Raw genomic sequence first — 24329 nt, forward strand, 5'->3', positions numbered from 1 at the left:
CGGCATTCTACCTGCTTGATCGCCGTTGGGGAGTCTCATGGATGTGACCGACCTGTTGCGCAGGGCCCTGGCTGCCGCTGCCAGCGACCTGCACCTGGCCGCGGGCGAGCGGCCGCTGCTGCGCGTGGATGGGGTGTTGCAGCGCCTGGACCTGCCGGTGCTGACGGCAGGAGCGCTGGAAGACGGGATGGCTGCCGTGCTTGATGACGAGCAGCGGCGACAGTGGGCTGCCGGCGAAGAGTTGGACCTGGCGGTGAGCCTGGATGGGCTGGGGCGCTTTCGGCTGAACCTGTTCCGCCAGCGCAATGGCCCGAGTGCCAGTGTGCGTTTGATCCCCGCGAGCGTGCCCTGTCTGGAGGTGCTTGAGCTGGTAGATGTATTTCAAATCATCTCCCAGTACCGGGATGGCTTCATCTTGGTGGGCGGGGCCACCGGCAGTGGCAAGTCGAGCACCCTGGCGGCGCTGATCGATCGGCTCAACCGCGAATACGCATTGCATATCGTCACGCTCGAGGACCCGATCGAGTTCATCCACGCCAGCCAGCGCAGCCTGGTCAACCAGCGTGAGGTCGGCCTGCATAGCCGTGACTTTGCCCAGGCCCTGCGCAGCGCCCTGCGTCAGGACCCGGACGTGATCATGATCGGTGAGCTGCGCGATCTGCACAGCATTCGCCTGGCGATGCGCGCCGCGGAGACCGGGCACCTGGTACTGGCCACCGTGCATACGCGATCGGCGGTAAGCAGTATCGACCGGCTGGTGGAGGTGTTCGCGCCGGAGGAAAAGCCGCTGGTGCGCAGCATGCTGGCCGACTCCCTGCGGCTGGTGGTCGCGCAGGTGCTGGTTCGGCGATCAGGCGGCGGTCGGGTCGCGGCGCGGGAGGTGCTGGTGGCGACGCCGGCGGTGCGCAACCTGATCCGCGAGGGGCGTCTGGCGCAGATTCATTCGCTGATGCAGGCTGGTGCGGCTGTGGGGATGTGCACGATGGAGGGTGCGCTGCAGGCGCTGGAAGCGCGGGGGATTATCGACAGGGCCTCAAACTGATCGCGGGGCAAGTCGCGCCGGCGCACCGCGATCGGCGATTCAGCGTTTGGCCAGGCTCAGCGCCTGTTGCTGCTGCTTGGGCAGCACGCGCTTGGCCACCACGTAGTGCTTCTGCCAGTAAGGTTTCTCCAGGCTGTCGATGCTCACCCGCTTGCCGGTGCGTGGCGCGTGGATGAAGCGGTCGTTGCCCAGGTAGATGGCGACGTGGTTGACCCGACGGCTCTTGATGTTGAAGAAGATCAGGTCGCCTGGCTTGAGGTCGCCCTTGGCCACCTTGACGCCCTGGCCTTGGGCCATGGCGTTGGAGGTGCGCGGCAAGTCGACATCCGCCACGTCGTTGAACGCATACTTGACCAGGCCGCTGCAGTCGAAGCCCTTCTTCGGGCTGCTGCCGCCCCAGCGATAGGGGGTGCCAAGCACGTTCACCGCACGGCTGAGCACTTCGCTGCTCTGCTTCGGCGACATCGCCACCGCCTGCATGCCCACGGCATGCTGCTTGGCGGCATTGGCCGGACGCGTGCGCAGGCTGTTGGTGCTGCGGTACTGGATCGGGGCGCGTTTCACCGTGGCGTCGGCGTTGGTCGTGTAACCGGTGAATCCGCTGGGAAGACGTTGCTCACGGTTGGTGGCGTGGGCGGCCAGGGGCAACAGAAGGCAGAGGGTCAGCCATGTCTTGAAGAAAGGTGGCATAGATGAAGCTCTTATAAGTGTTGGCGCGCAACTTTATAACAGCTTTTTGATCAAACTTTGATCCGTTGGTCGCTCTGCCACGTACCATATGTCGGGTAAAAACGGAAAAGTCACATTTTCCGTTAGAAAATTTTCGGCTATCCCACGAGGGTTTCGAATGAATGGTTATCAACAGGGTGTCCCTTCGCACGACACCCACAGCAAGGTCCTCGGCTATCTGCTGTGGATTTTCGGTTTCACCGGCTCACACCGTTTCTACTACGGCAAGCCGATCACCGGGACGATCTGGTTCTTCACCCTCGGGTTGCTGGGTATCGGTTGGCTGATCGACCTGTTCCTGATCCCGTCGATGGACCGTGAGGCGGACATGCGCTTCGAATCGGGCGGGGTGGATTACAACCTGGCGTGGATCCTGCTGACCTTCCTGGGCATTTTCGGCGTGCACCGGCTGTACCAGGGCAAGTGGATCAGTGCCTTGATCTACCTGTTCACCGGCGGTCTGTTCCTGCTGGGCGTGCTGTATGACTTCTGGACGCTCAACAGCCAGATCTCCCAGGTTAACGCCGAGCGTCGCCGGGTATGAAAAAAAGGCCTCGTCGCTGAATGCGGCAAGGCCTTTTTCGTTACTGGCGCCGCTGTTGCAGCAGCAGGTTGCTGAAGCCTGCCCCGGCCAGTTGCTTCTGTGCCACGGTCAGCTGTTCACGGTTGCTGAACGGGCCGACCATCACGCGGTACCAGGTCTCTTCCTTGACCGTGCCCGACTCCACCTTGACCGCCTGGCCAAGCAGGATGATCTGCGCACGGACCTTGTCGGCATCCGCCTGCTTGCGGAACGAGCCAGCCTGCAGGAAGAACTGGGTGGTGGCCGCTGGCTTGATCACCGGTGGCGCTGGTGGTGGTGTCTGCCCCAGCAGCGCGGCCTGGGCGCGGGCGGTGTCGATCTTCGCCGCTTCTGCCGGCGTAACCGGCGTGCTCGGCACAGGCGGCTGCGCCGGGACCGGCGGGGTCTTCTCCGGCACCGCCTCGGGCGGCACGATCACTTCCGACTCCGGCAGCAGAGTGTAGAAGTCGTACTTCGGCTTCACCGGCTGCTGTGGCGTCGGCGTGGTGGTCTTGCTCGCCTCGGCGACCTTCTCCGGCTTCTGCTGCTCGGGCTTGGTGCGCTTGATGTCGCCGCCGCCGGGCTCGAGTTTCATCAGGAAGACGATGAAGGCGCCGACCGTCAGGCCGACCGCCAGCCACACCCAGCCCGGGATCGGCTGCTTGCTGGCAGGCGGCTGGGAGCGGCTGGCGCCGCGCTTGGGTGCGGGTTTCTTCTTTGCAGCCAACTTACATGCGCTCCAGGGTTTCCAGGCCGAGCAGTTCCAGGCCCTGCTTGAGGGTGCGGCCGGTCAGGGCAGCCAGGCGCAGGCGGCTCTGCTGCTGTTCGGCGGTTTCGGCGGAAAGGATCGGGCAGTTCTCGTAGAAGCTGGAGAACAGGCCGGCGAGGTCGTACAGGTAGCTGCACAGCACGTGCGGCGTGCCTTTTTCGGCGACGCTGTTCAGGATCTCGCCGAACTGCGCCAGGCGCGCGGCCAGGTCCTGCTCGTGCGCGGCCTGCAGGACGATGCTGCCGTCGACTTCATCGAAGCCCTTGCCGAGCTTGCGGAACACGCCAGCCACGCGGGTGTAGGCGTACAGCAGGTACGGCGCGGTGTTGCCTTCGAAGTTGAGCATCAGCTCGAAGTTGAAGCTGTAGTCGCTGGTGCGGTGCTTGGACAGGTCGGCGTACTTGACCGCGCCGATGCCGACCACCTCGCCGATGTGGCGCAGTTCGTCCTCGGCCAGCGAAGGATTCTTCTCCTTGACCAGCGCGTAGGCGCGGTCCTTGGCCTCGGTGAGCAGGTCGATCAGCTTGACGGTGCCGCCATCACGGGTCTTGAACGGGCGGCCATCGGCGCCGTTCATGGTGCCGAAGCCCATGTGCTCCATCTTCATCGGGTGGCCGACGAAACCGGCGCGGCGAGCCACTTCGAACACCTGGTTGAAGTGCAGGGCCTGGCGCTGGTCGACGAAGTACAGGGCGCGGTCGGCGTTCAGCGTGTTGCTGCGGTAGCGCACGGCGGCCAGGTCGGTGGTGGCGTACAGGTAGCCGCCGTCGGCCTTCTGCACGATCACCGGCAGCGGCTCGCCCTCGGCGTTCTTGAACTCCTCGAGGAACACGCACTGGGCGCCCTGGTCCTCGACCAGCAGGCCCTTGGCCTTGAGGTCGGCGACCACGTTGGCCAGGTCGGCGTTGTAGGCGCTCTCGCCCATGACGTCGGCCATGGTCAGCTTGACGTTGAGCAGCTCGTAGGTCTTCTGGCAGTGCGACAGCGAGATGTCCTTGAAGCGCGTCCACAGGGCCATGCACTCAGGGTCGCCGGCCTGCAGCTTGACCACCAGGCCGCGGGCGCGGGTGGCGAACGCCTCGGACTCGTCGAAGCGCTTCTTGGCGGCGCGGTAGAAGTTCTCCAGGTCCGACAGCTCGTCGCTGGTGATCGGGTTTTCTTCCAGGTAGGCCAGCAGCATGCCGAACTGGGTGCCCCAGTCGCCCACGTGGTTCTGGCGGATGACGTCATCGCCGAGGAATTCCAGCACGCGCGCGACGCTGTCGCCGATGATGGTCGAGCGCAGGTGGCCGACGTGCATTTCCTTGGCCAGGTTCGGCGCCGACATGTCGATCACCACCTTCTCGGCCGGGCCGGCCTTGCGCACGCCCAGGTGCTCGTCGGCCAGGGCGGCGTCGAGGCGGCTGGCCAGGGCGTCGGTGTTCTGGAAGAAGTTCAGGAAACCGGGGCCGGCGATCTCGACCTTGGTGATGTCGGGGCTGGCCGGCAGCCTGGCGATGAGTTTTTCGGCCAGGTCGCGCGGCTTCATGCCGGCCGGCTTGGCCAGCATCATGGCGATGTTGCTGGCGAAGTCGCCGTGGGTCTTGTCCCGGGCGTTTTCCACCTGGATCGCCGGCGTCAGCCCTTCAGGCAGCACACCGTCGGTGACGAGTTGGGTGAGGGCTTGCTGGATCAGCTGGCGAATGGTGTCTTTCATGGGATTCTCTTTTCGACCGCAAGCGCGGTGAGCGCTTCGATGCGCAGGTGGAAAAACTGGGCATTATCCGTTGCCGGGGACGGGTTGCCAACCTTTTGGGGCCAGGCCACTGTCATAGCGGGGCAAGCCAGCTCCCACGGTAACCTTGAAGCAGTCAGTACAGGTCCACCGGATCCACATCCAGCGACCAGCGCACCTGCCGCCCCGATGGCATTTGCTCCAACACTAGCAACCAGGCACTGATCAGTCGATGCAGCTGAGCCCGGGCATTGGCCTGGAGCAATAGTTGCGCGCGGAAGCGGCCCGCCCGTCGTTCCATGGGCGCCGGGACCGGGCCGAGCAGCTCGATGCCATGCAGGCCTTGTTCGGCCATGACCCGCTCGGCGGCGGCGCAGGCTTCGTCGAGGAAGCCCTCGGCCTGGCCCGGCTTGTGCGCATCCGCACGCAGCAGGGCCAGGTGGGCGAACGGCGGCAGACCGGCGGCGCGACGTTCGCTCAGGGCCTGCTCGGCGAAAGCGAAGTAGCCCTGCTCGGTCAGTTGCACCAGCAGCGGATGGTCGGCCAGGTGGGTCTGCACGATGACCTTGCCCGGCTCTTCGGCGCGTCCGGCGCGACCGGCAACCTGGACGATCAGCTGGGCCATGCGCTCGCTGGCGCGGAAGTCGCCGGAGAACAGCCCGCCATCGGCATCAAGAATCGCCACCAGGGTGACGCGGGGGAAGTGGTGCCCCTTGGCCAGCATCTGGGTGCCGACCAGGATGCTCGGTTGACCGCGCTGGATGGTGGCGAACAGGTTGTGCATGGCGTCCTTGCGCGAGGTGCTGTCGCGGTCCACGCGCAGGGTCGGGTAGTCGGGGAACAGCACCTTGAGCCGCTCTTCGGCGCGCTCGGTGCCGGCCCCCACCGGACGCAAGTCGACGTGGGCGCACTGCGGGCACTGCAACGGCAGGCGTTCGTCATAGCCGCAGTGGTGGCAGCGCAGCACGGCGGAACGCTGGTGCACGGTCATGCGCGCATCGCAGCGCGGGCACTCGGAGAGCCAGCCGCAGTCGTGGCACAGCAGCGTCGGGGCGAAACCGCGGCGGTTGAGGAACACCAGCACCTGCTGGCCAGCCTCCAGGGTCTGGCGGATGGCCTGTTGCAGCGGGCCGCTGATGCCGCTGTCCAATGGCAGGCTGCGTACGTCCAGGCGCAGGAAACGTGGTGCCTTGGCGCCACCGGCGCGCTGGTTCATGCGCAGCAGGCCGTAGCGGCCGCTGTGGGCGTTGTGCAGGCTTTCCAGCGACGGCGTGGCCGAGCCCAGCAGGATCGGGATGTTCTCCTGGTGGGCGCGGACCACGGCCAGGTCGCGGGCGTGATAGCGCAGGCCTTCCTGCTGTTTATAGGAACCGTCGTGTTCCTCGTCGATGATGATCAGGCCCGGGTTCTTCATCGGCGTGAACAGCGCCGAGCGGGTGCCGATGATGATGTCGGCGTCACCATCGCGGGCCGCCAGCCAGGCGTCCAGGCGTTCGCGGTCGCCCACCGCCGAGTGCAGCAGGGCGATGCGGGCGTTGAAGCGCTGCTCGAAGCGTTGCAGGGTCTGCGGGCCGAGGTTGATCTCGGGGATCAGGATCAGCGCCTGCTTGCCGGCTTCGAGGGTTTCGCGAATAAGCTGCAGGTACACCTCGGTCTTGCCGCTGCCGGTGACCCCGGCCAGCAGGTAGGCGTGGAAGGCGCCGAAGCCCGCGCGCACCGCCTCGAACGCCGCGCGCTGCTCCTCGTTGAGCGGCAGCTCCGGTTGGGCCAGCCAGTGCTCGTGGCGCGCGGCGGGCAGGTGGCGGCGGACTTCGACGCTCACCAGCTCCTTGGCCAGCAGCAGGTCGAGGCTGTCCTTGTTCAGGCCCAGCTTGCTCAACAGGCTGTGGGCTACGCCGTGGGGGTGCTGCGACAGGGTCTTGAGGGCATCGCGCTGGCGCGGGGCGCGGGCGATGCGCGGATCCTCCAGGCGTGCCCCGGGGGCGACGTGCCAGAAACGCTCCTGGCGCGCCTCGGCCGGCTCGCCTTGGCGCAGCAGGGTCGGCAGGGCCCAGCTCAAGGTGTCGCCCAGGCTGTGCTGGTAGTACTGCGCCGTCCACAGGCACAGCTTGAACAGTGCGGGTGGCACGGGCGAAACCGGGTCGAGCAGGGCGCTGGCCGGCTTGAGCTTGTCGGCGGGGACTTCGCTGTGCGTGGCGATCTCCACCAGCACGCCGATCATCTCGCGGCGGCCGAATGGCACGCGGATGCGCATGCCGGGCGTCAGTGCCTGGCGCGCCATGCTCGCGGGCGCCCGGTAGTCGAACAGGCGACGCAGGGGCGAGGGCAGGGCAAGGCGCAGGATGACGTCGGACACGCGGAAGGTCTCTGGAGGGCGTTTCACAAATCAGGCGAGCCTAGCAGACGACGGTCGGTGCAAGCGACAACTTGCGCTGCGGCCGCGCTCTGGTATTATTCGCCGCCTAATTACGTGCGGTATTCAACAATAGGTGTTGGGTGGCGGCACGCAGCTCGAGGAAGTGACCATGAAAGCAGATATTCATCCGAACTACGAAGTAGTTGCAGTCACCTGCAGCTGCGGCAACAAGTTTGAAACCCGTTCGACCCTGGGCAGCGTCCTGGCGATCGACGTTTGCAACCTGTGCCACCCGTTCTACACCGGTAAGCAGAAAGTCCTGGACACCGGTGGTCGCGTACAGAAGTTCGCCGATCGCTTCGGTATGTTCGGTACCAAGAAGTAATCATGCGCATGGCGAATCTCTCGAGGTTCGCGTTGCTGCAAAAGAAGGCGCCCCTTGCGGGCGCCTTTTTTGTGGGCGCGATCTGGCATTTTCCGGCCCTGGCCTTCTGTCCGTTGCCCGAGCAGCCGCAGCAGGTGACGGTGCGCCAGGTAGTCGACGGCGACACCTTGCGCCTGGATGATGGCCGCAACGTGCGGCTGATCGGCATCAATGCGCCCGAGATCGGCCGCAAGGGCCGCACCAGCGAGCCCTACGCCGAGGCTGCGAAACGGCGCCTGCAGGCGCTGGTCGAGGCCAGCAATGGTCGCGTCGGCCTGGTTCCAGGCGTGGAACCCAAGGACAAGTACGGTCGAACCCTGGCGCACATCTATAGCCGTACTGGCGACAATCTCGAAGCACAATTGCTCAGCGAGGGCCTCGGCTACCGGGTCGCCATTGCCCCCAACGTGGCCTTGTCGGGCTGCCAGCAACAAGCCGAGCAGCAGGCGCGCAACGCCGGAGCCGGGCTGTGGCGCCAGTCGCCGGTAGTGCGTGCGAGGGAAGTCAGGCAGTCCGGTTTTGCCGTGATCGGCGGCAAGATCAAGGGTATCGAGCGCAACCGTGGCGGTATCTGGCTGGAGCTCGACGATGCCGTGGTGCTGCAGGTCCCCGCTCGTCTGCAGCAGCGCTTCCCCGCCAGCTTCTTCGCTAACCTCAAGGGACGCCAGGTCGAGGCGCGTGGCTGGGTGTTGGACCGATCCCGCAAGGGAGGGCTCAAGCCCGGGCAGCGACGCTGGCTGTTGCCATTGACCGATCCGAGCATGTTGGCGGCTGTTCCAGGGTAAATAGTTGTAGACATTTTGCTATTGGATTGTACACACTGGGTCCCGTAAGCCCCGTGGGTTATAGCGTAAAGTCGTAGGCCAAAGGCCTTGACACATAGTGACCGGGCAGTCTTGTCGCCCCCCGGCTCTTTGCGTATCCTCGGCGGTCCGTCAGAACAGTAAACAGCGGAATGCCCATCATGTCAGACCTGAAAACCGCCGCTCTCGAATACCACGCCCAGCCCCGTCCGGGGAAGCTGAGCGTCGAGCTCTCCAAGCCCACCGCCACCGCCCGTGACCTCGCCCTGGCCTACAGCCCTGGCGTCGCCGAGCCTGTGCGCGAGATCGGCCGTGATCCGGAGCTGGCCTACAAGTACACCGGCAAGGGCAACCTGGTTGCGGTGATCTCCGATGGCACCGCCATCCTCGGTCTGGGCGACCTCGGCCCGCTGGCCTCCAAGCCGGTAATGGAAGGCAAGGGTGTTCTGTTCAAGCGTTTCGCCGGTATCGACGTGTTCGATATCGAAGTCGAGTCGGAGAGCCCGCAGGCCTTCATCGACACCGTTCGCCGCATCTCCATCACCTTCGGCGGCATCAACCTGGAAGACATCAAGGCACCTGAGTGCTTCGAGATCGAGCGCACCCTGATCGAACAGTGCGACATTCCCGTCTTCCACGATGACCAGCACGGTACCGCCATCGTTACCGCCGCCGGAATGATCAACGCCCTGGAAATCGCCGGCAAGAAGCTCGAGGAGGCGAAGATCGTCTGCCTGGGCGCCGGTGCCGCCGCCATCTCCTGCATGAAGCTGCTGGTAAGCATGGGCGCCAAGGTCGAGAACATCTTCATGATCGACCGCAGCGGCGTGATCCACGCCGGCCGCGACGACCTGAACCAGTACAAGGCCCAGTTCGCCCACGCCACCGACAAGCGCACCCTGGCTGATGCACTGAACGGCGCCGATGTGTTCGTCGGCCTGTCCGGTCCGAACCTGCTGAGCCCGGAGGGCCTGAAGTCGATGGCCGCCAACCCGATCGTGTTCGCCTGCTCGAACCCGGATCCGGAAATCGCTCCGGAGCTGGCTCACGCCACCCGCAGCGACGTGATCATGGCCACCGGTCGTTCCGACTACCCGAACCAGGTCAACAACGTACTGGGCTTCCCATTCATCTTCCGCGGTGCCCTGGACGTTCGCGCCAAGCGCATCAACGAAGAAATGAAGATCGCCGCCGCCATCGCCCTGAAGGACCTGGCCAAGCAGCCAGTGCCGAAGGAAGTCTGCGAAGCCTACGGCGTACAGGCCCTGGAATTCGGCCGCGAATACATCATTCCGAAGCCGCTGGATGCCCGTCTGATCACCGTGGTTTCCGATGCCGTGGCCAAGGCCGCCATCGAATCCGGCGTGGCCACCCTGCCGTATCCGAAGCACTACCCGCTGAAAAGCGTGGATGACGTGTTCAACGGCTGATCCGGTCGTAGCGTCATGAAAAAGCCCCGGCTCGTGAGAGTCGGGGCTTTTTGCTTGCCGCTGTCAAAGCATCGCGCAGCTGTCCCGCGCTGTGGTCAGAACAGATCCATCGGCGCCGCTTCATCCGCCGGCAGCGGGCTGCCGGGGACGGCGCCATTGCCCAGCTCGTCTACCGAAGGTGGCGAGTCCTCGGCCTTGAACAGCTCGAAGTAGGCATTCGGTGTGCCTGGTGTGGCGGCGCGGCCGCTGACCGGGTCGACACGCAGGCTGAGAATGCCTTCCGGCTCGGCCGGTGCGTGCTCAGGCTTGCCCTTGAGCGCCGCGCCCATGAAGCTCATCCAGATCGGCAACGCCACGGTGCCGCCGTACTCGCGTCTGCCCAGGGTTTCCGGCTGGTCGAAGCCTACCCAGACGGTGGTGACGTAGTCGGCGTTGTAGCCGGAGAACCAGGCATCCTTGGACTCGTTGGTGGTACCGGTCTTGCCTGCCAGGTCCGTGCGGCCGAGGGCCAGGGCGCGGCGGCCGGTGCCGCGCTTGATCACATCCTGCAGCATGCTGGTGAGAATGTACGAGGTGCGCCCGTCGATGATCTGCTCGGCCACGGCGGGTACCTGCGGCGCCGGGGCGGTCTGGCCGAGGGCCGACGGTGCTTCGCCCGGCATCGGCGCGACACTGATCGCCTGCTCGGGGGCGGCGAGGCCGGCCTGGTCCTGGCTGCCCTGGGGCACTCGTGCCGGGTTGGCGGTGAACAGGGTTTCGCCGTTGCGGCTTTCGACGCGCTCGATCAGGTAGGGGCTGATCTTGTAGCCGCCGTTGGCGAAGGTGCTCCAGCCGGTGGCGATCTCCATCGGCGTCAGGGTCGCGGTGCCCAGTGCCAGCGACAGGTTGCGCGGCAGGTCCTGCTTGTTGAAGCCGAACTTGGCGATGTAGTCGATGGTGCGGTCCACGCCCATGGCCTGCAGCAGGCGGATCGAAACCAGGTTGCGCGACTTGTACAGCGCCTCGCGCATGCGGATCGGGCCAAGGAAGGTATTGGTGTCGTTCTTCGGGCGCCAGACCTTGTCCAGGTACTCATCGACGAACACGATCGGCGCGTCGTTGACCAGGCTGGCGGCGGTGTAGCCGTTGTCCAGCGCGGCGCTGTAGACAAAGGGCTTGAAGCTCGAGCCCGGCTGGCGCTTGGCCTGCATGGCGCGGTTGTAGTTGCTCTGCTCGAAGGAGAATCCGCCGACCAGGGCGCGGATGGCGCCGTTGTAAGGGTCGAGGGTGACCAGGGCGCTCTGGGCCCCGGGTACCTGGCTGAACTTGAGCTTGCCGTCCTCCAGGCGCTGCAGGCGGACCAGGTCGCCGACCTGGGCGACGTCGCCGGGCGATTGTGGCGAACGTCCCTGCGAGTTGCTGCTGAGGTATGGGCGGGCCCACTTCATGGTATCCCAGGCCACATTCTCTTCCAGCCCGCTGCGGGTCATCACCTTCAGGCCCGTCTTCTCGACCTGGGTGACGATGGCCGGCTCCAGGCCGCCGAGGGTGCGCTGCTTGCCCAGTTCCTGCAGCCAGGCCGCACGGGTCTTGCCCGGGAAGCGTGCCTCGGGGCCGCGGTAACCGTGGCGTTCGTCATACTCGCTGAGGCCGTTGAGCACCGCGCTGTTGGCCATCTGCTGCATGTCGCTCGGCACCGTGGTGGTGACGCGGAAACCTTCGGTGTAGGCGTCGCTGCCGTAGCGGCCGACCATCTCGGCGCGGGCCATCTCGGCGACATAGGGGGCGTTCACTTCCGGAGTCGGCACGTGGTAGCTGGCGTTCAGCGGTTCGGCCAGGGCCGCCTGGTAGCTGGCTTCGTCGATCTTGCCGAGCTTGTACATGCGTCCGAGGATCCAGTCACGGCGCTCCTTGGCGCGTACCGGGTTGGCCAGGGGGTTGAAGCGCGAGGGCGCCTTGGGCAGGCCGGCGATCATCGCCATCTGCGCCAGGCTTACGTCGCGAATCGACTTGCCGTAGTACACCTGCGCCGCGGCATCGATGCCGTAGGCGCGGTTGCCCAGGTAGATCTTGTTGACGTAGAGCTCGAGGATCTCGTCCTTGGTCAGCTCGCGCTCGATCTGCAGGGCCAGCAGGATCTCGTTGGTCTTGCGCGAGAAGCTGCGCTCGCTGGTGAGGAAGAAGTTCTTCGCCACCTGCATGGTGATGGTGCTGCCGCCGGTCTGGATATGCCCGGACTTGAGCAACTGCGATGCCGCGCGCATCAGGCTGCTGGGATCTACCCCGTAGTGGTTGAGGAAATTGTCGTCTTCGGCGGACAGAAGCGCCTGGATGAACTGTGGGGGAATTTCCTGGAACTTGATCGGCGAGCGCCGCATCTCGCCGAACTCGGCAATCAGCTTGCCGTCGCTACTGTACACCCTCAGGGGGATTTGCAACTGGACGCTTCTGAGCGATTCGACCGAGGGCAGGCTGGGGCTAAGATACAGAAACGCACCGCTCACACCGAGCACGAGCGCGCAGATGACGGCGACGAGAGACCACCAGAAGAACTTCAGCAGACGTATCAAGGCTTTTGGGTGTCCAGGTTGAGGAGTGGATTGCGCGCGGGGCCGGCGGACAGGAAAACGCTGGCCATTATAAGCATTTTTCGTCCCACCGGGTGACCGCCCGGGGCGTAGGACGACCGCTCGCGCCACTACGGCGCGGGCTGCCGATGACCAGAAAGGAACAGCCATGCTTGGATGCTTTGGCAGGGACGCCGGTTCACTGCTGGGGGTGGAAATTGCCTCCGGTTCCATAAGAATGCTGCACCTGCATCGCCAGCGCGGCGGTTGGCGTGTGCAGGGGTGGGCGCAGGAGCGCTTCGAGCCGGCGACGCCTGGCTGGGTGGCATCCGACGAGGCGCAGGGGTTGGTGATGGGGTTGCGGCGGGCCCATGTTCAATGTCGAACCAGGCAGTTGCGCGTCGCCCTGGCATTGCCCGCCTCTCAGGTCATCTGCAAGCGTTGCCGGTTGCCTGCCGGGCTGGCCGACCTTGGTATCGAGGCGGCCGTGTTGGCTCAGGCCGAGCAGTTGTTTCCCTTCCCGCTTGAGGATCTGGCCCTTGACTACTGGGTGCAGGGTGCATGCGCCGATGATCCCGGGCAATTCGAAGTGCTGGTGGTGGCCTGCCGGCAAAGCCAGCTCGATCCGTGGGAGCGGGTGTTTGCCAAGGCCGGATTGCAACTTGAAGCCGTGGAGGTGGACAGCTTCGCGCTACGGCGAGCGTTGCTGTCTGAGGCGCAGGCTCGCTCAGCTGTGCTGCTGCAGTTGGAGCCGGGCGAAGTGGTCATGCACCGCTGGCACGGCGACCCCATTGCGCAGCGCCAGCGGCTCGCCCTGGGCTCGCCGGCGCACTGGGATGTCGCTGTCGATAGCCTCTGGCGGTTGGATGAGCAGGCGCCCATCGCTGACGTTGTCCTGTTCGGCTCCGCTGCCGATGAAGCCCGGGCGGCGCATTTGCGAGAACGCCTGGATGTGAAATGCCAGGTGGGTTGCCCGCTCCCGCTGGCAGGTCTCCGGGAGCATGATGGCCTTTGTGCAGCTTCGATGGTCCTGGCCTGCGGCTTGGCCATGGGAGGCCGGGCATGAGGGTGAGACTGAACTTGATGCCCTGGCGCGAGCACCGCAGGGCCAGGGCTGTGCGGCAATTTCAGATCAGGCTCGTAGTCACCCTGGTGGTGGCCCTGGGCGCGGTCACATGGCTCGATCAGATGGCGCGGTCGCGCCTGGCCCGACAAGCACTGATAGTCGTCTCGCATCAGGCGGAGCTCGAGCGGCTCGAAATCTCGCTGAGGCAGGTCGATCAACTGCGCGGCAGGCGGGAGGCGTTACAGGCCGAGCATGCCGCGTTGTCTGCACTCGGCACAGGGCGGTCGCAGATGCCTGATTTGTTCCTCGCCCTTGAGCAGGCTCTGCCAGAAGGTGCTCGCTTGACGGAGGTGGATGTCGAGGCGGGACGCTTGCGCCTGGGCGGTCTGGCTGCCTCTGCGACGGTGGTCGCCCAGTTCATGCGCGACCTGGAGCACGTTGGCGTGGTGCGGGACCTCGAGCTCGTTCAGCTCAGGCGTCATGACGAGGGTGACGCGTTCCTGCTGGCGGCGCGATTGCTGGCGGGCGAGTCGTGACCCGCCTGTGGCTCCTTGACTGGCAGGCGCTGGCAGGTCGGTCGGGAGTGGTGAGGTCCGTGGTGTGCCTGTCGCTCGCGCTCATGGTTGCTTGTGTGGGCTACCTGGTACGTCTGCGTGATCCGGTTCAGGGGCATTTCGAGTCTGTCCGGCAACAGCTCCAGCTACAGGATGAACTGGCGCAGCGCAGGGCGCGCCTCGTCGAACTGGGTGTGGAGCAGCGGGCGCTTGAACATGCCCGGACGCTTTTGCAGGCGACACGATGGCGGCTGGCCGCGGGAGAGGGCATGAGCGAGCTACTCGATCAGTTGGCGCTATCGGGGCAGGAACATGGCCTGGTATTCGAGCGAGTCGAGGTGCAGGAGGCAAAGCAGGCGCCAGCGTATCGAGTGCAACCGCTGGAAATCGCGGTGTCGGGACAGTATCCGGCGCTGCGCCTGTGGCTGGAGCAATCGCTGCGGCAGTTGCGTCTGTTGAATGTGGACCGGCTCAGGCTGGCCCTGAAGGATGGGGGCATCGGGCAAATCGCCGCCCAGTTGCGATTGCATGCCTACCACTCTGGGGAAGAGCTGCCGGTCCCGGCGTCATTGGCGGACGAGCCGGCCCAGGCGGTCTTGTCGAAGACGGCATTCGACCCTTTCCGGGCTTGGTTGCCCCCGAGTGAGGACAGTGGGCTGGCGCATGTTCCATTGGCACGGTTGGAGATGGTCGGCAGCCTCTCCCAGGCGGGGCGGCGACAGGCATTGCTGCGCTTCGCAGGTCGCCTGTACCGGGTCGCGGAAGGCGATCGACTGGGGCTCGAAGGAAGTGTCGTGGTGGCCATTGAGGTTGACCGGGTGGAGGTCCAGGAGCGGATCTACATCGATGGGCGCTGGCAAGCACGTCCCAGGTATCTGGTTCTTGGGACGCATGAACAGGGAGAGGTCAGGGATGGGACCGAGGCAATGGTTGAGCGGCGTGCTATCGATGTTGGGGCTTCAGGCGACGCAGGCCGAGACGTTTCAGGGTGAGCCGATGTCGCTCAACCTCCAGGACGTCGAGCTGCGTTCGGTGCTTCAGGTCATGGCCGATCACGCGGGCGTCAACCTGGTGGTCGGCGACTCGGTGCAGGGACGGATTACCCTGCGCCTGGAAGACGTGCCCTGGGAGCAGGCGCTTGATCTGGTGCTGCGCAGCAAGGGCTTGGGCAGGCGCCGGGAGGGGAATGTGCTGCTGGTTGCTCCTGTGGCAGAGCTCGCTGGGCAGGTCCAGGGCATCGAGCCACTGCAGCGTGAATTGATCCCTGTCTTCCATGCCAAGGCCGGCGAGCTGGCGGAGCTGCTGCTGGCGAGCCTGGCGGACGACGGTGCCCTGGCCGGGCGTGGCAGCCTCAGTGTGGACGCTCGCACCAATACCCTGGTAGCCACCCAGCCTGCCGCGCGGCTCGCCGAACTGCGCAGGCTGGTCACTCAGCTGGATGTGCCGGTGCGCCAGGTCATGATCGAGGCACGGATCGTCGAGGCCAATGTCGATTACGAAAAGGCCCTGGGCGTGCGCTGGGGTGGACCGCTGTATGGCTCGGACCGCCGGCTGGGCAGCGACCTTTTCGTCGATCTTGGCGTCGAGCGGGGAGGTGCCGCGTTGGGAGTGGGGCTGCTGCGCAGCGATATCCTGCTCGATCTGGAGCTCAGCGCCATGGAAAAAAGCGGCAATGGCGAGATCATCTCCCAACCCAAGGTGGTCACGGCCGACAAGGAAACCGCGCGCATACTCAAGGGCACCGAAGTGCCCTACCAGGAAACCACCCGCAGTGGCGCCACTTCGGTCTCCTTCCGAGAGGCGTCCCTGTCGCTGGAGGTGACGCCGCAGATCACGCCGGACGGCAAGGTGATCATGGCGGTGCGGGTGACCAAGGACGAGCCGGACTTCATCAATGCCCTCAACGATGTGCCGCCGATCCGCAAGAACGAGGTCAACGCCAAGGTGCGGGTCACCGATGGGCAGACCATTGTGATTGGTGGCGTGTACTCGACGTCGCAGAACAAAGTGGTCGACAAGGTGCCATTTTTTGGCGATCTGCCGTATGTTGGGCGGCTGTTTCGACGCGATGCATTACAAGAGAAAAAATCCGAGCTGCTGGTCTTCCTGACTCCGCGTATCATGAGTGACCAGGCGATTGCTGTGAGTCGTTGATTCTGTGCGAAATTTGATACTTGTGGGGCCCATGGGCGCTGGTAAAAGCACCATCGGGCGCCTGTTGGCCAAAGAGCTGCGCCTGCTGTTCAAGGATTCCGACAAGGAAATCGAACTGCGAACCGGCGCCAACATCCCGTGGATCTTCGACAAGGAAGGCGAGCCGGGCTTTCGTGACCGCGAGCAGGCGATGATCGCCGAGCTCAGCGCGCTCGACGGCGTGGTCCTGGCCACCGGCGGAGGCGCGGTGATGCGCGACGCCAACCGTGCGGCGCTGCGCGCCGGCGGACGGGTGGTCTACCTGCACGCCTCGGTGGAGCAGCAGGTGGGACGCACCTCCCGTGACCGCAACCGACCGCTGTTGCGTACCGCCAACCCGGAGGCCACGTTGCGCGCCCTGCTGGAGGCGCGCGACCCGCTGTATCGCGAAATCGCCGACCTGGTGGTGGAAACCGACGAGCGGCCACCACGCATGGTGGTGCTCGACATCCTCGAGCGCCTGCAGAAGTTGCCGCCCCGCTGAGCGGGGTCTATCCTCGGCGACCAACGCCGAGACGGGGCTGAACGTCACCGCGCGGGGCCGAACCGCCACCGCGTCCAAGCACATTGTGGGGATACATGCAGACACTAAAGGTCGACCTGGGCGAACGTAGCTACCCGATCTACATTGGCGAAGGCCTGCTGGACCAGCCCGAGCTGCTGGCACCGCACATTGCCGGGCGGCAGGTTGCCATCGTCTCCAACGAGACCGTCGCGCCCCTGTACCTCGAACGCCTCAGCAAGACCCTGGGCGCGTATTCGGTGCTGCCCGTGGTGTTGCCTGACGGCGAGGCGCACAAGAACTGGGAAACCCTGCAGCTGATCTTCGACGCCCTGCTCACCGCCCGCCATGACCGTCGCACCACCGTGGTTGCCCTCGGTGGCGGCGTGATCGGCGACATGGCCGGCTTTGCCGCGGCCTGCTACCAGCGCGGCGTCGACTTCATCCAGGTGCCGACCACGCTGCTGTCCCAGGTGGACTCTTCGGTGGGCGGCAAGACCGGCATCAACCACCCGTTGGGCAAGAACATGGTCGGCGCTTTCTATCAGCCCAACGCGGTGCTGATCGACACCACCAGCCTGAAGACCCTGCCCGAGCGCGAGCTCTCCGCAGGCCTGGCCGAAGTCATCAAGTACGGCCTGATCTGCGACAAGCCGTTCCTCGCCTGGCTTGAAGACAATATGCAGGCGTTGCGCGCCCTGGACTCCGCCGCCCTGACCGAAGCCATCCGCCGCTCCTGCGCGGCCAAGGCCGCCGTGGTCGGTGCCGACGAGCGCGAATCGGGCGTGCGTGCCACGCTCAACCTTGGCCACACCTTCGGCCATGCCATCGAAACACACATGGGCTATGGCGTCTGGCTGCACGGCGAAGCCGTGGCGGCGGGCACGGTGATGGCCCTGGAAATGTCCATGCGCCTGGGCTGGATCGACCAGCCGGCGCGCGATCGCGGAATTCGCCTGCTGCAGGACGCAGGATTGCCGGTGGTGCCACCACAGGAAATGACCCCGGCGCATTTCATGGAGCACATGGCGGTCGACAAGAAAGTGCTCGACGGGCGCCTGCGCCTGGTGCTGCTGCGCCAGATGGGCGAGGCCGTCGTCACCGACGACTATTCGACAGAGATTCTTCAGGCCACCCTGGCGGCGGATTACCGCGCGATCGTGGCCCAGCTTTGAGGTTGTGACAACGCAATGACCAGTCTGCATGCCGATGAGGCGTTCCTCGACCATTACCAGTTGAGCCACGATCCGTTCGCACCGCGGGTGCCCGGCTTCAAGTTCTTCCCCGCCCAGCGCAAGCCGGTGCTGGGCCAGTTGCATCACCTGGCGCGCTACAGCCAGCTGATGCTGGTGGTCAGCGGCCCGGTGGGCAGCGGCAAGACCCTGCTGCGCCAGGCCCTGGTGGCCAGTACCAACAAGCAGTCGGTGCAGAGCGTGGTGGTGTCCGCCCGTGGCGCCAGTGACGCTGCCAGCGTGCTGGGCCAGGTGGCGCAGTCGCTGAACGTGGCGCAGCCGGAGGTGCAGGCGATCCTGTCGCAGGTGGTTCAGCTGGCGCTGACCGGCCAGGAAGTCTATCTGCTGGTGGACGATGCGGAACAACTCGACGAGTCGGCACTCCAAGCGTTGCTGGAGTTGGCGGCAGGCGTGGCCGAAGGGCGCCCGCATGTGTTCCTGTTCGGCGAGCCTTCGCTGATTGCCGGGCTGGAAGAGCTCAATGCCGATGGCGAGCGCTTCCATGTCATCGAGCTGGCCCCGTACAGCGAGGAAGAGACTCGCGAGTACCTGGAACAGCGCCTGGAAGGCGCCGGCCGGGGCATCGAGGTGTTCAGCGCCGAGCAGATCGTCGACATCCACGAAAACTCCGACGGTTGGCCTGGGAACATCAACCAGGTCGCCCGCGATACCTTGATCGAAGCCATGATCGCCAGCCGTACCACGGTCAAGCGACCATCCATGGGGTTCAAAATGCCTAAGAAACACGTGCTCGCGTTGTCCGCTGTGGTCGTGGTCGCCGTTGGCGCGGCGGTCCTGATGCCCAAGAAGGGCGACAAGGCCCCGACCGAGGCGCCGGCCGCCCAGGCTCAATTGCCACTGGGGCAGGGCAGCAACGGCGCGCCCGCCATCGAGTTCTCCGGTTCCTCGCAACCGATGCCGCTGCCGCTGGTCGGCCAGTCGCAGCCGGTGATGCGCGAGCCCCTGGCCCAGGCCGCCGGCATGGGCGAGGGCGAAGAGGGTGGGCCTGCGGGTGATACCGCTTTGCAGCCTGCCGCGCCGTCGGCCGCCGTGCCGCCGACCGTGACCACCATCGCGCCGCCGCAAGGTGCCACCGCCAGCCCGGCACCAGCTCCTGCCCAACCGGTAACCACCGCTCCGGCACAGTCGGTTGCGCCTGCGCCGAAGCCTGTCGCAACCCAGCCAGTAAAACCGGTTGCACCCGCCAAGCCCGCCCCGGCCCCAACCCAGGTCGCCAGCGCCAAGCCCGCCAGCAAGCCTGCCGAGAAAACCGCCATGGGCGGCGCCGGCAACAGCAGCTGGTATGCCGGCCAGAAACCGGGCAATTACGTGGTGCAGATCTTCGGCACCAGCTCCGAGGCGTCGGCCCAGTCGTTCGTCAAGGCGCAGGGTGGCGACTATCGCTACTTCAAGAAAAACCTGCAGGGCAAGCCGCTGTTTGTCGTCACCTACGGCAACTTCGCCAGCCGCGACGCCGCTGCTGCGGCAATCAAGAACTTGCCAGCCAAGGTCCAGGCTGGTAAACCTTGGCCACGTACCGTCGGCAGCGTCCAACAAGAGCTGGCCACGGCCCGCTGATACCTTCCGGGCGGCACCACCCCGCCGCCCAGTTGCTGAGCGACTTCTAGCTTTCGATCAGCCTGCTGCGCCCGAGCGCGGCAGGCTTTTCTGTCCCAGACTGCCGGCCACAAGCCCTGTGTTGCAGTCATGGCTGAAACGCTTCAGACTCTAGCCAAGCCGTTATCACGGTGCATGGCCCAAAAACATTCAAAATTGCGACATAAATTTTCAATGGTGAGACATGAAAATTTGTGGGCGTCGCTGTCGCTGTGCAACAATGGTTTTCCATGACCACCGCAAAAAAGCTGGCGTTTGATCGGCGTGGATGGTAAGTGGTTGTTAAAAAAGAGATTTGCCTCCGGTTGAGAGGTGAACCTGGTGAGAAAGTGTCTATGAAAACAGGTCTGTACCATCCCGAAGAATTCAAGGACAACTGTGGTTTCGGCCTGATCGCCCATATGACGGGGCAGCCGAGTCACCACCTTCTGCAAACCGCCATGCAGGCGCTGACCTGCATGACCCACCGCGGCGGCATCAACGCCGACGGCAAGACCGGCGACGGTTGCGGTCTGCTCATGCAGAAGCCCGATCAATTCCTGCGTGCCGTGGCCCAGGAGCACTTTGCCGTCGAGCTGCCCAGGCAGTACGCCGTCGGCATGGTGTTCTTCAACCAGGACCCGGTCAAAGCCCAGGCCGCCCGCGCCAACATGGACCGCGAGATCGTCAACGCCGGCCTCAAGCTGGTCGGCTGGCGCAAGGTGCCGATCGATACCAGCGTCCTCGGCCGCCTGGCTCTGGAGCGCCTGCCGCAGATCGAGCAGGTGTTCATCTGTGGCGAAGATCTGAGCGACCAGGAGTTCGCCATCAAGCTGTTCAGTGCCCGTCGCCGTTCGTCCGTGGCCAATGCCCACGACGCCGACCACTACATCTGCAGCTTCTCGCACAAGACCATCATCTACAAAGGCCTGATGATGCCGCGCGATCTCGCGGCGTTCTATCCGGACCTGGGCGACGAGCGCCTGCAGACCGCGATCTGCGTGTTCCACCAGCGCTTCTCCACCAACACCCTGCCGAAGTGGCCGCTGGCCCAGCCCTTCCGCTTCCTCGCCCACAACGGCGAGATCAACACCATCACCGGCAACCGCAACTGGGCCATGGCCCGTCGCACCAAGTTCGCCAACGACCTGATCCCCGACCTCGAAGAGCTCGGCCCGCTGGTCAACCGCGTCGGCTCCGACTCCTCGAGCATGGACAACATGCTCGAGCTGATGGTCACCGGCGGCATCGACCTGTTCCGCGGCGTGCGCATGCTGGTGCCGCCGGCCTGGCAGAACGTCGAGACCATGGACGCCGACCTGCGCGCCTTCTACGAATACAACTCCATGCACATGGAGCCGTGGGATGGCCCGGCCGGCATCGTCATGACCGAGGGCCGCCACGCGGTGTGCCTGCTCGACCGCAACGGCCTGCGCCCGGCGCGCTGGGTGACCACCACCAACGGCTACATCACCATCGCCTCGGAAATCGGCGTATGGGGCTACCAGCCCGAGGAAGTCCTGGCCAAGGGCCGTGTCGGCCCGGGCCAGATCCTTGCCGTGGACACCGAGACCGGGCAGATCCTCGACACCGACGCCATCGACAACCGCCTGAAGTCGCGCCATCCGTACAAGCGCTGGCTGCGCCAGCACGCCACGCGCATCCAGGCGACGCTGAGCGACGACCAGGGCGTGGCCAGCTACGACGCCGACCAGCTCAAGCAATACATGAAGATGTTCCAGGTCACCTTCGAGGAGCGTGACCAGGTGCTGCGTCCGCTCGGCGAGCAAGGCCAGGAAGCGGTCGGCTCGATGGGCGACGACACGCCGATGGCCGTGCTGTCGCAGCGCGTGCGCTCGCCGTACGACTTCTTCCGCCAGCAGTTCGCCCAGGTGACCAATCCGCCGATCGACCCGCTACGCGAGGCGATCGTGATGTCCCTGGAAATCTGCCTGGGCGCCGAACGCAACATCTTCCAGGAGTCCCCCGAGCACGCCTCGCGGGTGATCCTCAGCTCGCCGGTCATCTCGCCCGCCAAGTGGCGTTCGCTGATGAACCTGGAGCGCGAAGGCTTCGACCGCCAGCTGATCGACCTCAACTATGAAGAGAGCGTCGGCCTCGAAGCGGCCATCCGCAACATCGCCGACCAGGCCGAGGAGGCCGTGCGTGGCGGCAAGACCCAGCTGGTGCTGAGCGACCGCTACATCGCTCCGGGCAAGCTGCCGGTGCACGCCTCGCTGGCCGTTGGCGCGGTGCACCACCGCTTGACCGAACAGGGCCTGCGCTGCGACAGCAACATCCTGGTCGAGACCGCTACCGCCCGTGACCCGCATCACTTTGCCGTGCTGCTGGGCTTCGGCGCCTCGGCCGTCTACCCGTACCTGGCCTACGAAGTGCTGGCCGACCTGATCCGCACCGGCGAGGTGCTGGGCGACCTGGACGAAGTCTTCAAGTACTACCGCAAGGGCATTTCCAAGGGCCTGCTGAAGATCCTGTCGAAGATGGGTATCTCCACCATCGCCTCGTACCGTGGCGCCCAGCTGTTCGAAGCCGTGGGCCTGGCCGAGGAAGTGGTCGGCCTGAGCTTCAAGGGCGTGTCGAGCCGCATCAAGGGCGCACGTTTCGTCGACCTCGAGAGCGACCAGAAGCTGCTGGCCGCCGAGGCCTGGAGCGCGCGCAAGCCGATCCAGCAGGGTGGTCTGCTCAAGTTCGTCCACGGCGGTGAATACCACGCCTACAACCCGGATGTGGTCAACACCCTGCAGGCCGCCGTGCAGCAGGGCGACTATGGCAAGTTCAAGGAGTACACCACGCTGGTCGACCAGCGTCCGGTGTCGATGATCCGCGACCTGCTCAAGGTCAAGGTCGCCGAGCAGCCGCTGGCGCTGGACCAGGTCGAGCCGCTGGAGGACATCCTCAAGCGTTTCGACTCCGCCGGCATCTCCCTGGGCGCGCTGTCGCCGGAGGCCCACGAGGCCTTGGCCGAGGCGATGAACCGCCTGGGCGCGCGCTCCAATTCCGGCGAGGGCGGTGAAGACCCGGCCCGCTACGGCACCATCAAGAGCTCGAAGATCAAGCAGGTGGCCACCGGCCGCTTCGGCGTGACCCCTGAGTACCTGGTCAATGCCGAGGTGCTGCAGATCAAGGTGGCCCAGGGCGCCAAGCCCGGCGAGGGCGGCCAGCTGCCGGGCGGCAAGGTCAACGGCCTGATCGCCCGGCTGCGCTACGCGGTGCCGGGCGTGACCCTGATCTCGCCGCCGCCGCACCACGATATCTACTCGATCGAAGACCTGGCCCAGCTGATCTACGACCTCAAGCAGGTCAATCCGCAGGCGCTGGTGTCGGTCAAGTTGGTGGCAGAGGCCGGCGTCGGCACCATCGCCGCGGGCGTGGCCAAGGCCTATGCCGACCTGATCACCATCTCCGGCTACGACGGTGGCACCGGCGCCTCGCCGCTGACCTCGATCAAGTACGCTGGCGCGCCATGGGAACTGGGCCTGGCCGAAACCCACCAGACCCTGCGCGGCAACGACCTGCGCGGCAAGGTGCGGGTGCAGACCGACGGCGGCCTGAAAACCGGCCTGGACGTGATCAAGGCCGCCATCCTCGGCGCCGAGAGCTTCGGCTTCGGCACCGCGCCGATGATCGCCCTGGGCTGCAAGTACCTGCGCATCTGCCACCTGAACAACTGCGCCACCGGCGTGGCCACGCAGAACGACAAGCTGCGCAAGGATCACTACATCGGCACCGTCGACATGGTGATCAACTTCTTCACCTTCGTCGCCGAAGAGACCCGCGAGTGGCTGGCCAAGCTGGGCGTGCGCAGCTTGGGTGAGCTGATCGGCCGCACCGACCTGCTCGACGTGCTGCCGGGCGACACCGAGCGCCAGCATCACCTCGACCTGTCGCCGCTGCTGGGCAACTCGCACATTCCGGCCGACAAGCCGCAGTTCTGCGAAGTCGACAAGAACCCGCCGTTCGACAAGGGCGAGTTGGCCGAGAAGATGGTCGCCATGGCCCTGCCGGCGATCCGCGACCAGGCCGGTGGCGAGTTCAGCCTCGACATCTGCAACTGCGACCGCTCCATCGGTGCGCGCATCTCCGGCGAGATCGCCAGGCTGCACGGCAACCAGGGCATGGCCGCGGCGCCGATCACCTTCCGCTTCAAGGGCACCGCTGGCCAGAGCTTCGGCGTTTGGAACGCCGGTGGCCTGAACCTGCACCTGGAAGGCGACGCCAACGACTACGTCGGCAAGGGCATGACCGGTGGCAAACTGACCATCGTGCCGCCAGCCGGCAGCCCGTTCGAAACCCAGCACAGCGCCATCGTCGGCAACACCTGCCTGTACGGTGCCACCGGCGGCAAGCTGTTCGCCGCCGGCACCGCGGGCGAGCGCTTCGCTGTGCGTAACTCCGGCGCCCACGCTGTGGTCGAGGGCACCGGCGATCACTGCTGTGAATACATGACCGGCGGCTTTGTCTGCGTCCTGGGCAAGACCGGTTACAACTTCGGTTCTGGCATGACGGGCGGCTTCGCCTATGTGCTCGACATGGACAATAGCTTCGTCGACAAACTCAACCACGAGCTGGTGGAAATCCAGCGCATCAGTGGTGAGGCGATGGAGGCTTACCGCAGCCACCTGGCACGGGTCCTGGGCGAGTACGTGGAAGAAACCGGCAGCGAGTGGGGGCGTGAGCTCTCCGAGAACCTGGACGACTACGTGCGGCGCTTCTGGCTGGTCAAGCCGAAGGCGGCCAACCTCAAGCAACTGCTGTCCAGCACCCGTGCTAACCCGCAGTAAGAACAGCTG

Annotated in this window: 18 protein-coding genes; 13 read left to right on the forward strand and 5 right to left on the reverse strand. The window is 65.3% G+C overall.

Going from position 1 to position 24329, the window contains the following annotated elements; genetic code table 11:
* The first annotated feature begins 37 nt into the window (after window positions 1-37).
* Window positions 38-1042, forward strand: coding sequence for a type IV pilus twitching motility protein PilT (locus tag CC207_RS09770; protein WP_069016535.1), 1005 nt, complete (start codon window positions 38-40; stop codon window positions 1040-1042).
* A gap of 39 nt (window positions 1043-1081) precedes the next feature.
* Here the strand turns inward: CC207_RS09770 and CC207_RS09775 are convergent, their stop codons facing one another.
* Window positions 1082-1732 carry a C40 family peptidase gene (locus CC207_RS09775; protein ID WP_069016536.1) on the reverse strand — a complete coding sequence of 217 codons (651 nt, stop codon included), beginning with the start codon at window positions 1730-1732 and terminating at the stop codon, window positions 1082-1084.
* A gap of 157 nt (window positions 1733-1889) precedes the next feature.
* On the opposite strand from CC207_RS09775, the gene CC207_RS09780 reads away from it, so the two are divergent.
* Window positions 1890-2315: a TM2 domain-containing protein gene (locus CC207_RS09780; protein WP_028689119.1), complete on the forward strand. Its 426-nt coding sequence runs from the start codon at window positions 1890-1892 to the stop codon at window positions 2313-2315.
* Between the two features lie 40 nt (window positions 2316-2355).
* Here CC207_RS09780 and CC207_RS09785 read toward each other — a convergent pair whose 3' ends face one another.
* From CC207_RS09785 to CC207_RS09795, 3 genes are all read right to left on the reverse strand, one after another.
* Window positions 2356-3060 (reverse strand): SPOR domain-containing protein, encoded by a 705-nt coding sequence (locus CC207_RS09785; protein ID WP_062362824.1) that lies wholly within the window; start codon window positions 3058-3060, stop codon window positions 2356-2358.
* A gap of 1 nt (window position 3061) precedes the next feature.
* A complete protein-coding gene (gene argS / locus CC207_RS09790; RefSeq protein ID WP_028689117.1) occupies window positions 3062-4798 on the reverse strand; it encodes an arginine--tRNA ligase in 1737 nt (578 codons plus the stop codon).
* Window positions 4799-4952: 154 nt separating this feature from the next.
* Window positions 4953-7172: a primosomal protein N' gene (locus CC207_RS09795; RefSeq protein WP_028689116.1), complete on the reverse strand. Its 2220-nt coding sequence runs from the start codon at window positions 7170-7172 to the stop codon at window positions 4953-4955.
* A gap of 169 nt (window positions 7173-7341) precedes the next feature.
* On the opposite strand from CC207_RS09795, the gene rpmE reads away from it, so the two are divergent.
* The 3 genes from rpmE (at window position 7342) to CC207_RS09810 (ending at window position 9829) form a co-directional block, all read left to right on the forward strand.
* Window positions 7342-7557: a 50S ribosomal protein L31 gene (rpmE, locus tag CC207_RS09800; protein WP_011531746.1), complete on the forward strand. Its 216-nt coding sequence runs from the start codon at window positions 7342-7344 to the stop codon at window positions 7555-7557.
* 2 nt (window positions 7558-7559) lie between these two features.
* Complete coding sequence (locus tag CC207_RS09805; protein WP_028689115.1) at window positions 7560-8381, forward strand: thermonuclease family protein; 822 nt, start codon at window positions 7560-7562, stop codon at window positions 8379-8381.
* A 179-nt stretch (window positions 8382-8560) separates the two neighbouring features.
* On the forward strand, window positions 8561-9829 hold the full coding sequence (locus CC207_RS09810) for a malic enzyme-like NAD(P)-binding protein (protein ID WP_028689114.1): 1269 nt from the start codon (window positions 8561-8563) through the stop codon (window positions 9827-9829).
* Window positions 9830-9924: 95 nt separating this feature from the next.
* On the opposite strand, the gene CC207_RS09815 is transcribed toward CC207_RS09810, so the two are convergent.
* The gene (locus CC207_RS09815; RefSeq protein WP_371349763.1) at window positions 9925-12375 is read right to left on the reverse strand and encodes a penicillin-binding protein 1A; all 2451 of its coding nucleotides are present in this window, start codon (window positions 12373-12375) and stop codon (window positions 9925-9927) included.
* Between the two features lie 169 nt (window positions 12376-12544).
* Here CC207_RS09815 and pilM point away from each other — a divergent pair, with 169 nt between their 5' ends.
* The 8 genes from pilM (at window position 12545) to gltB (ending at window position 24320) form a co-directional block, all read left to right on the forward strand.
* Complete coding sequence (gene pilM / locus CC207_RS09820; protein ID WP_028689112.1) at window positions 12545-13441, forward strand: type IV pilus biogenesis protein PilM; 897 nt, start codon at window positions 12545-12547, stop codon at window positions 13439-13441.
* Window positions 13438-13977 carry a PilN domain-containing protein gene (locus tag CC207_RS09825; RefSeq protein WP_088852012.1) on the forward strand — a complete coding sequence of 180 codons (540 nt, stop codon included), beginning with the start codon at window positions 13438-13440 and terminating at the stop codon, window positions 13975-13977. The genes pilM and CC207_RS09825 overlap by 4 nt, the downstream gene beginning before the upstream one ends.
* Window positions 13974-14987 carry a pilus assembly protein PilP gene (locus CC207_RS09830; RefSeq protein ID WP_088852013.1) on the forward strand — a complete coding sequence of 338 codons (1014 nt, stop codon included), beginning with the start codon at window positions 13974-13976 and terminating at the stop codon, window positions 14985-14987. The genes CC207_RS09825 and CC207_RS09830 overlap by 4 nt, the downstream gene beginning before the upstream one ends.
* Window positions 14944-16149, forward strand: coding sequence for a type IV pilus secretin PilQ (locus CC207_RS09835; RefSeq protein ID WP_088852014.1), 1206 nt, complete (start codon window positions 14944-14946; stop codon window positions 16147-16149). Before CC207_RS09830 ends, CC207_RS09835 begins: the two co-directional genes overlap by 44 nt.
* Window positions 16150-16153: 4 nt before the next feature.
* Window positions 16154-16672, forward strand: coding sequence for a shikimate kinase AroK (gene aroK, locus CC207_RS09840; RefSeq protein WP_028689109.1), 519 nt, complete (start codon window positions 16154-16156; stop codon window positions 16670-16672).
* Window positions 16673-16767: 95 nt separating this feature from the next.
* A complete protein-coding gene (gene aroB / locus CC207_RS09845) occupies window positions 16768-17865 on the forward strand; it encodes a 3-dehydroquinate synthase (protein WP_088852015.1) in 1098 nt (365 codons plus the stop codon).
* Window positions 17866-17880: 15 nt separating this feature from the next.
* The gene (locus CC207_RS09850) at window positions 17881-19500 is read left to right on the forward strand and encodes an AAA family ATPase (protein ID WP_088852016.1); all 1620 of its coding nucleotides are present in this window, start codon (window positions 17881-17883) and stop codon (window positions 19498-19500) included.
* 374 nt (window positions 19501-19874) lie between these two features.
* Window positions 19875-24320 (forward strand): glutamate synthase large subunit, encoded by a 4446-nt coding sequence (gltB, locus tag CC207_RS09855; protein WP_088852017.1) that lies wholly within the window; start codon window positions 19875-19877, stop codon window positions 24318-24320.
* Window positions 24321-24329: the final 9 nt, after the last annotated feature.

Origin of the sequence: Pseudomonas sp. DrBHI1, assembly GCF_002205115.1 — a bacterium.
GTDB classification, from domain to species: Bacteria; Pseudomonadota; Gammaproteobacteria; order Pseudomonadales; family Pseudomonadaceae; genus Aquipseudomonas; species Aquipseudomonas mosselii.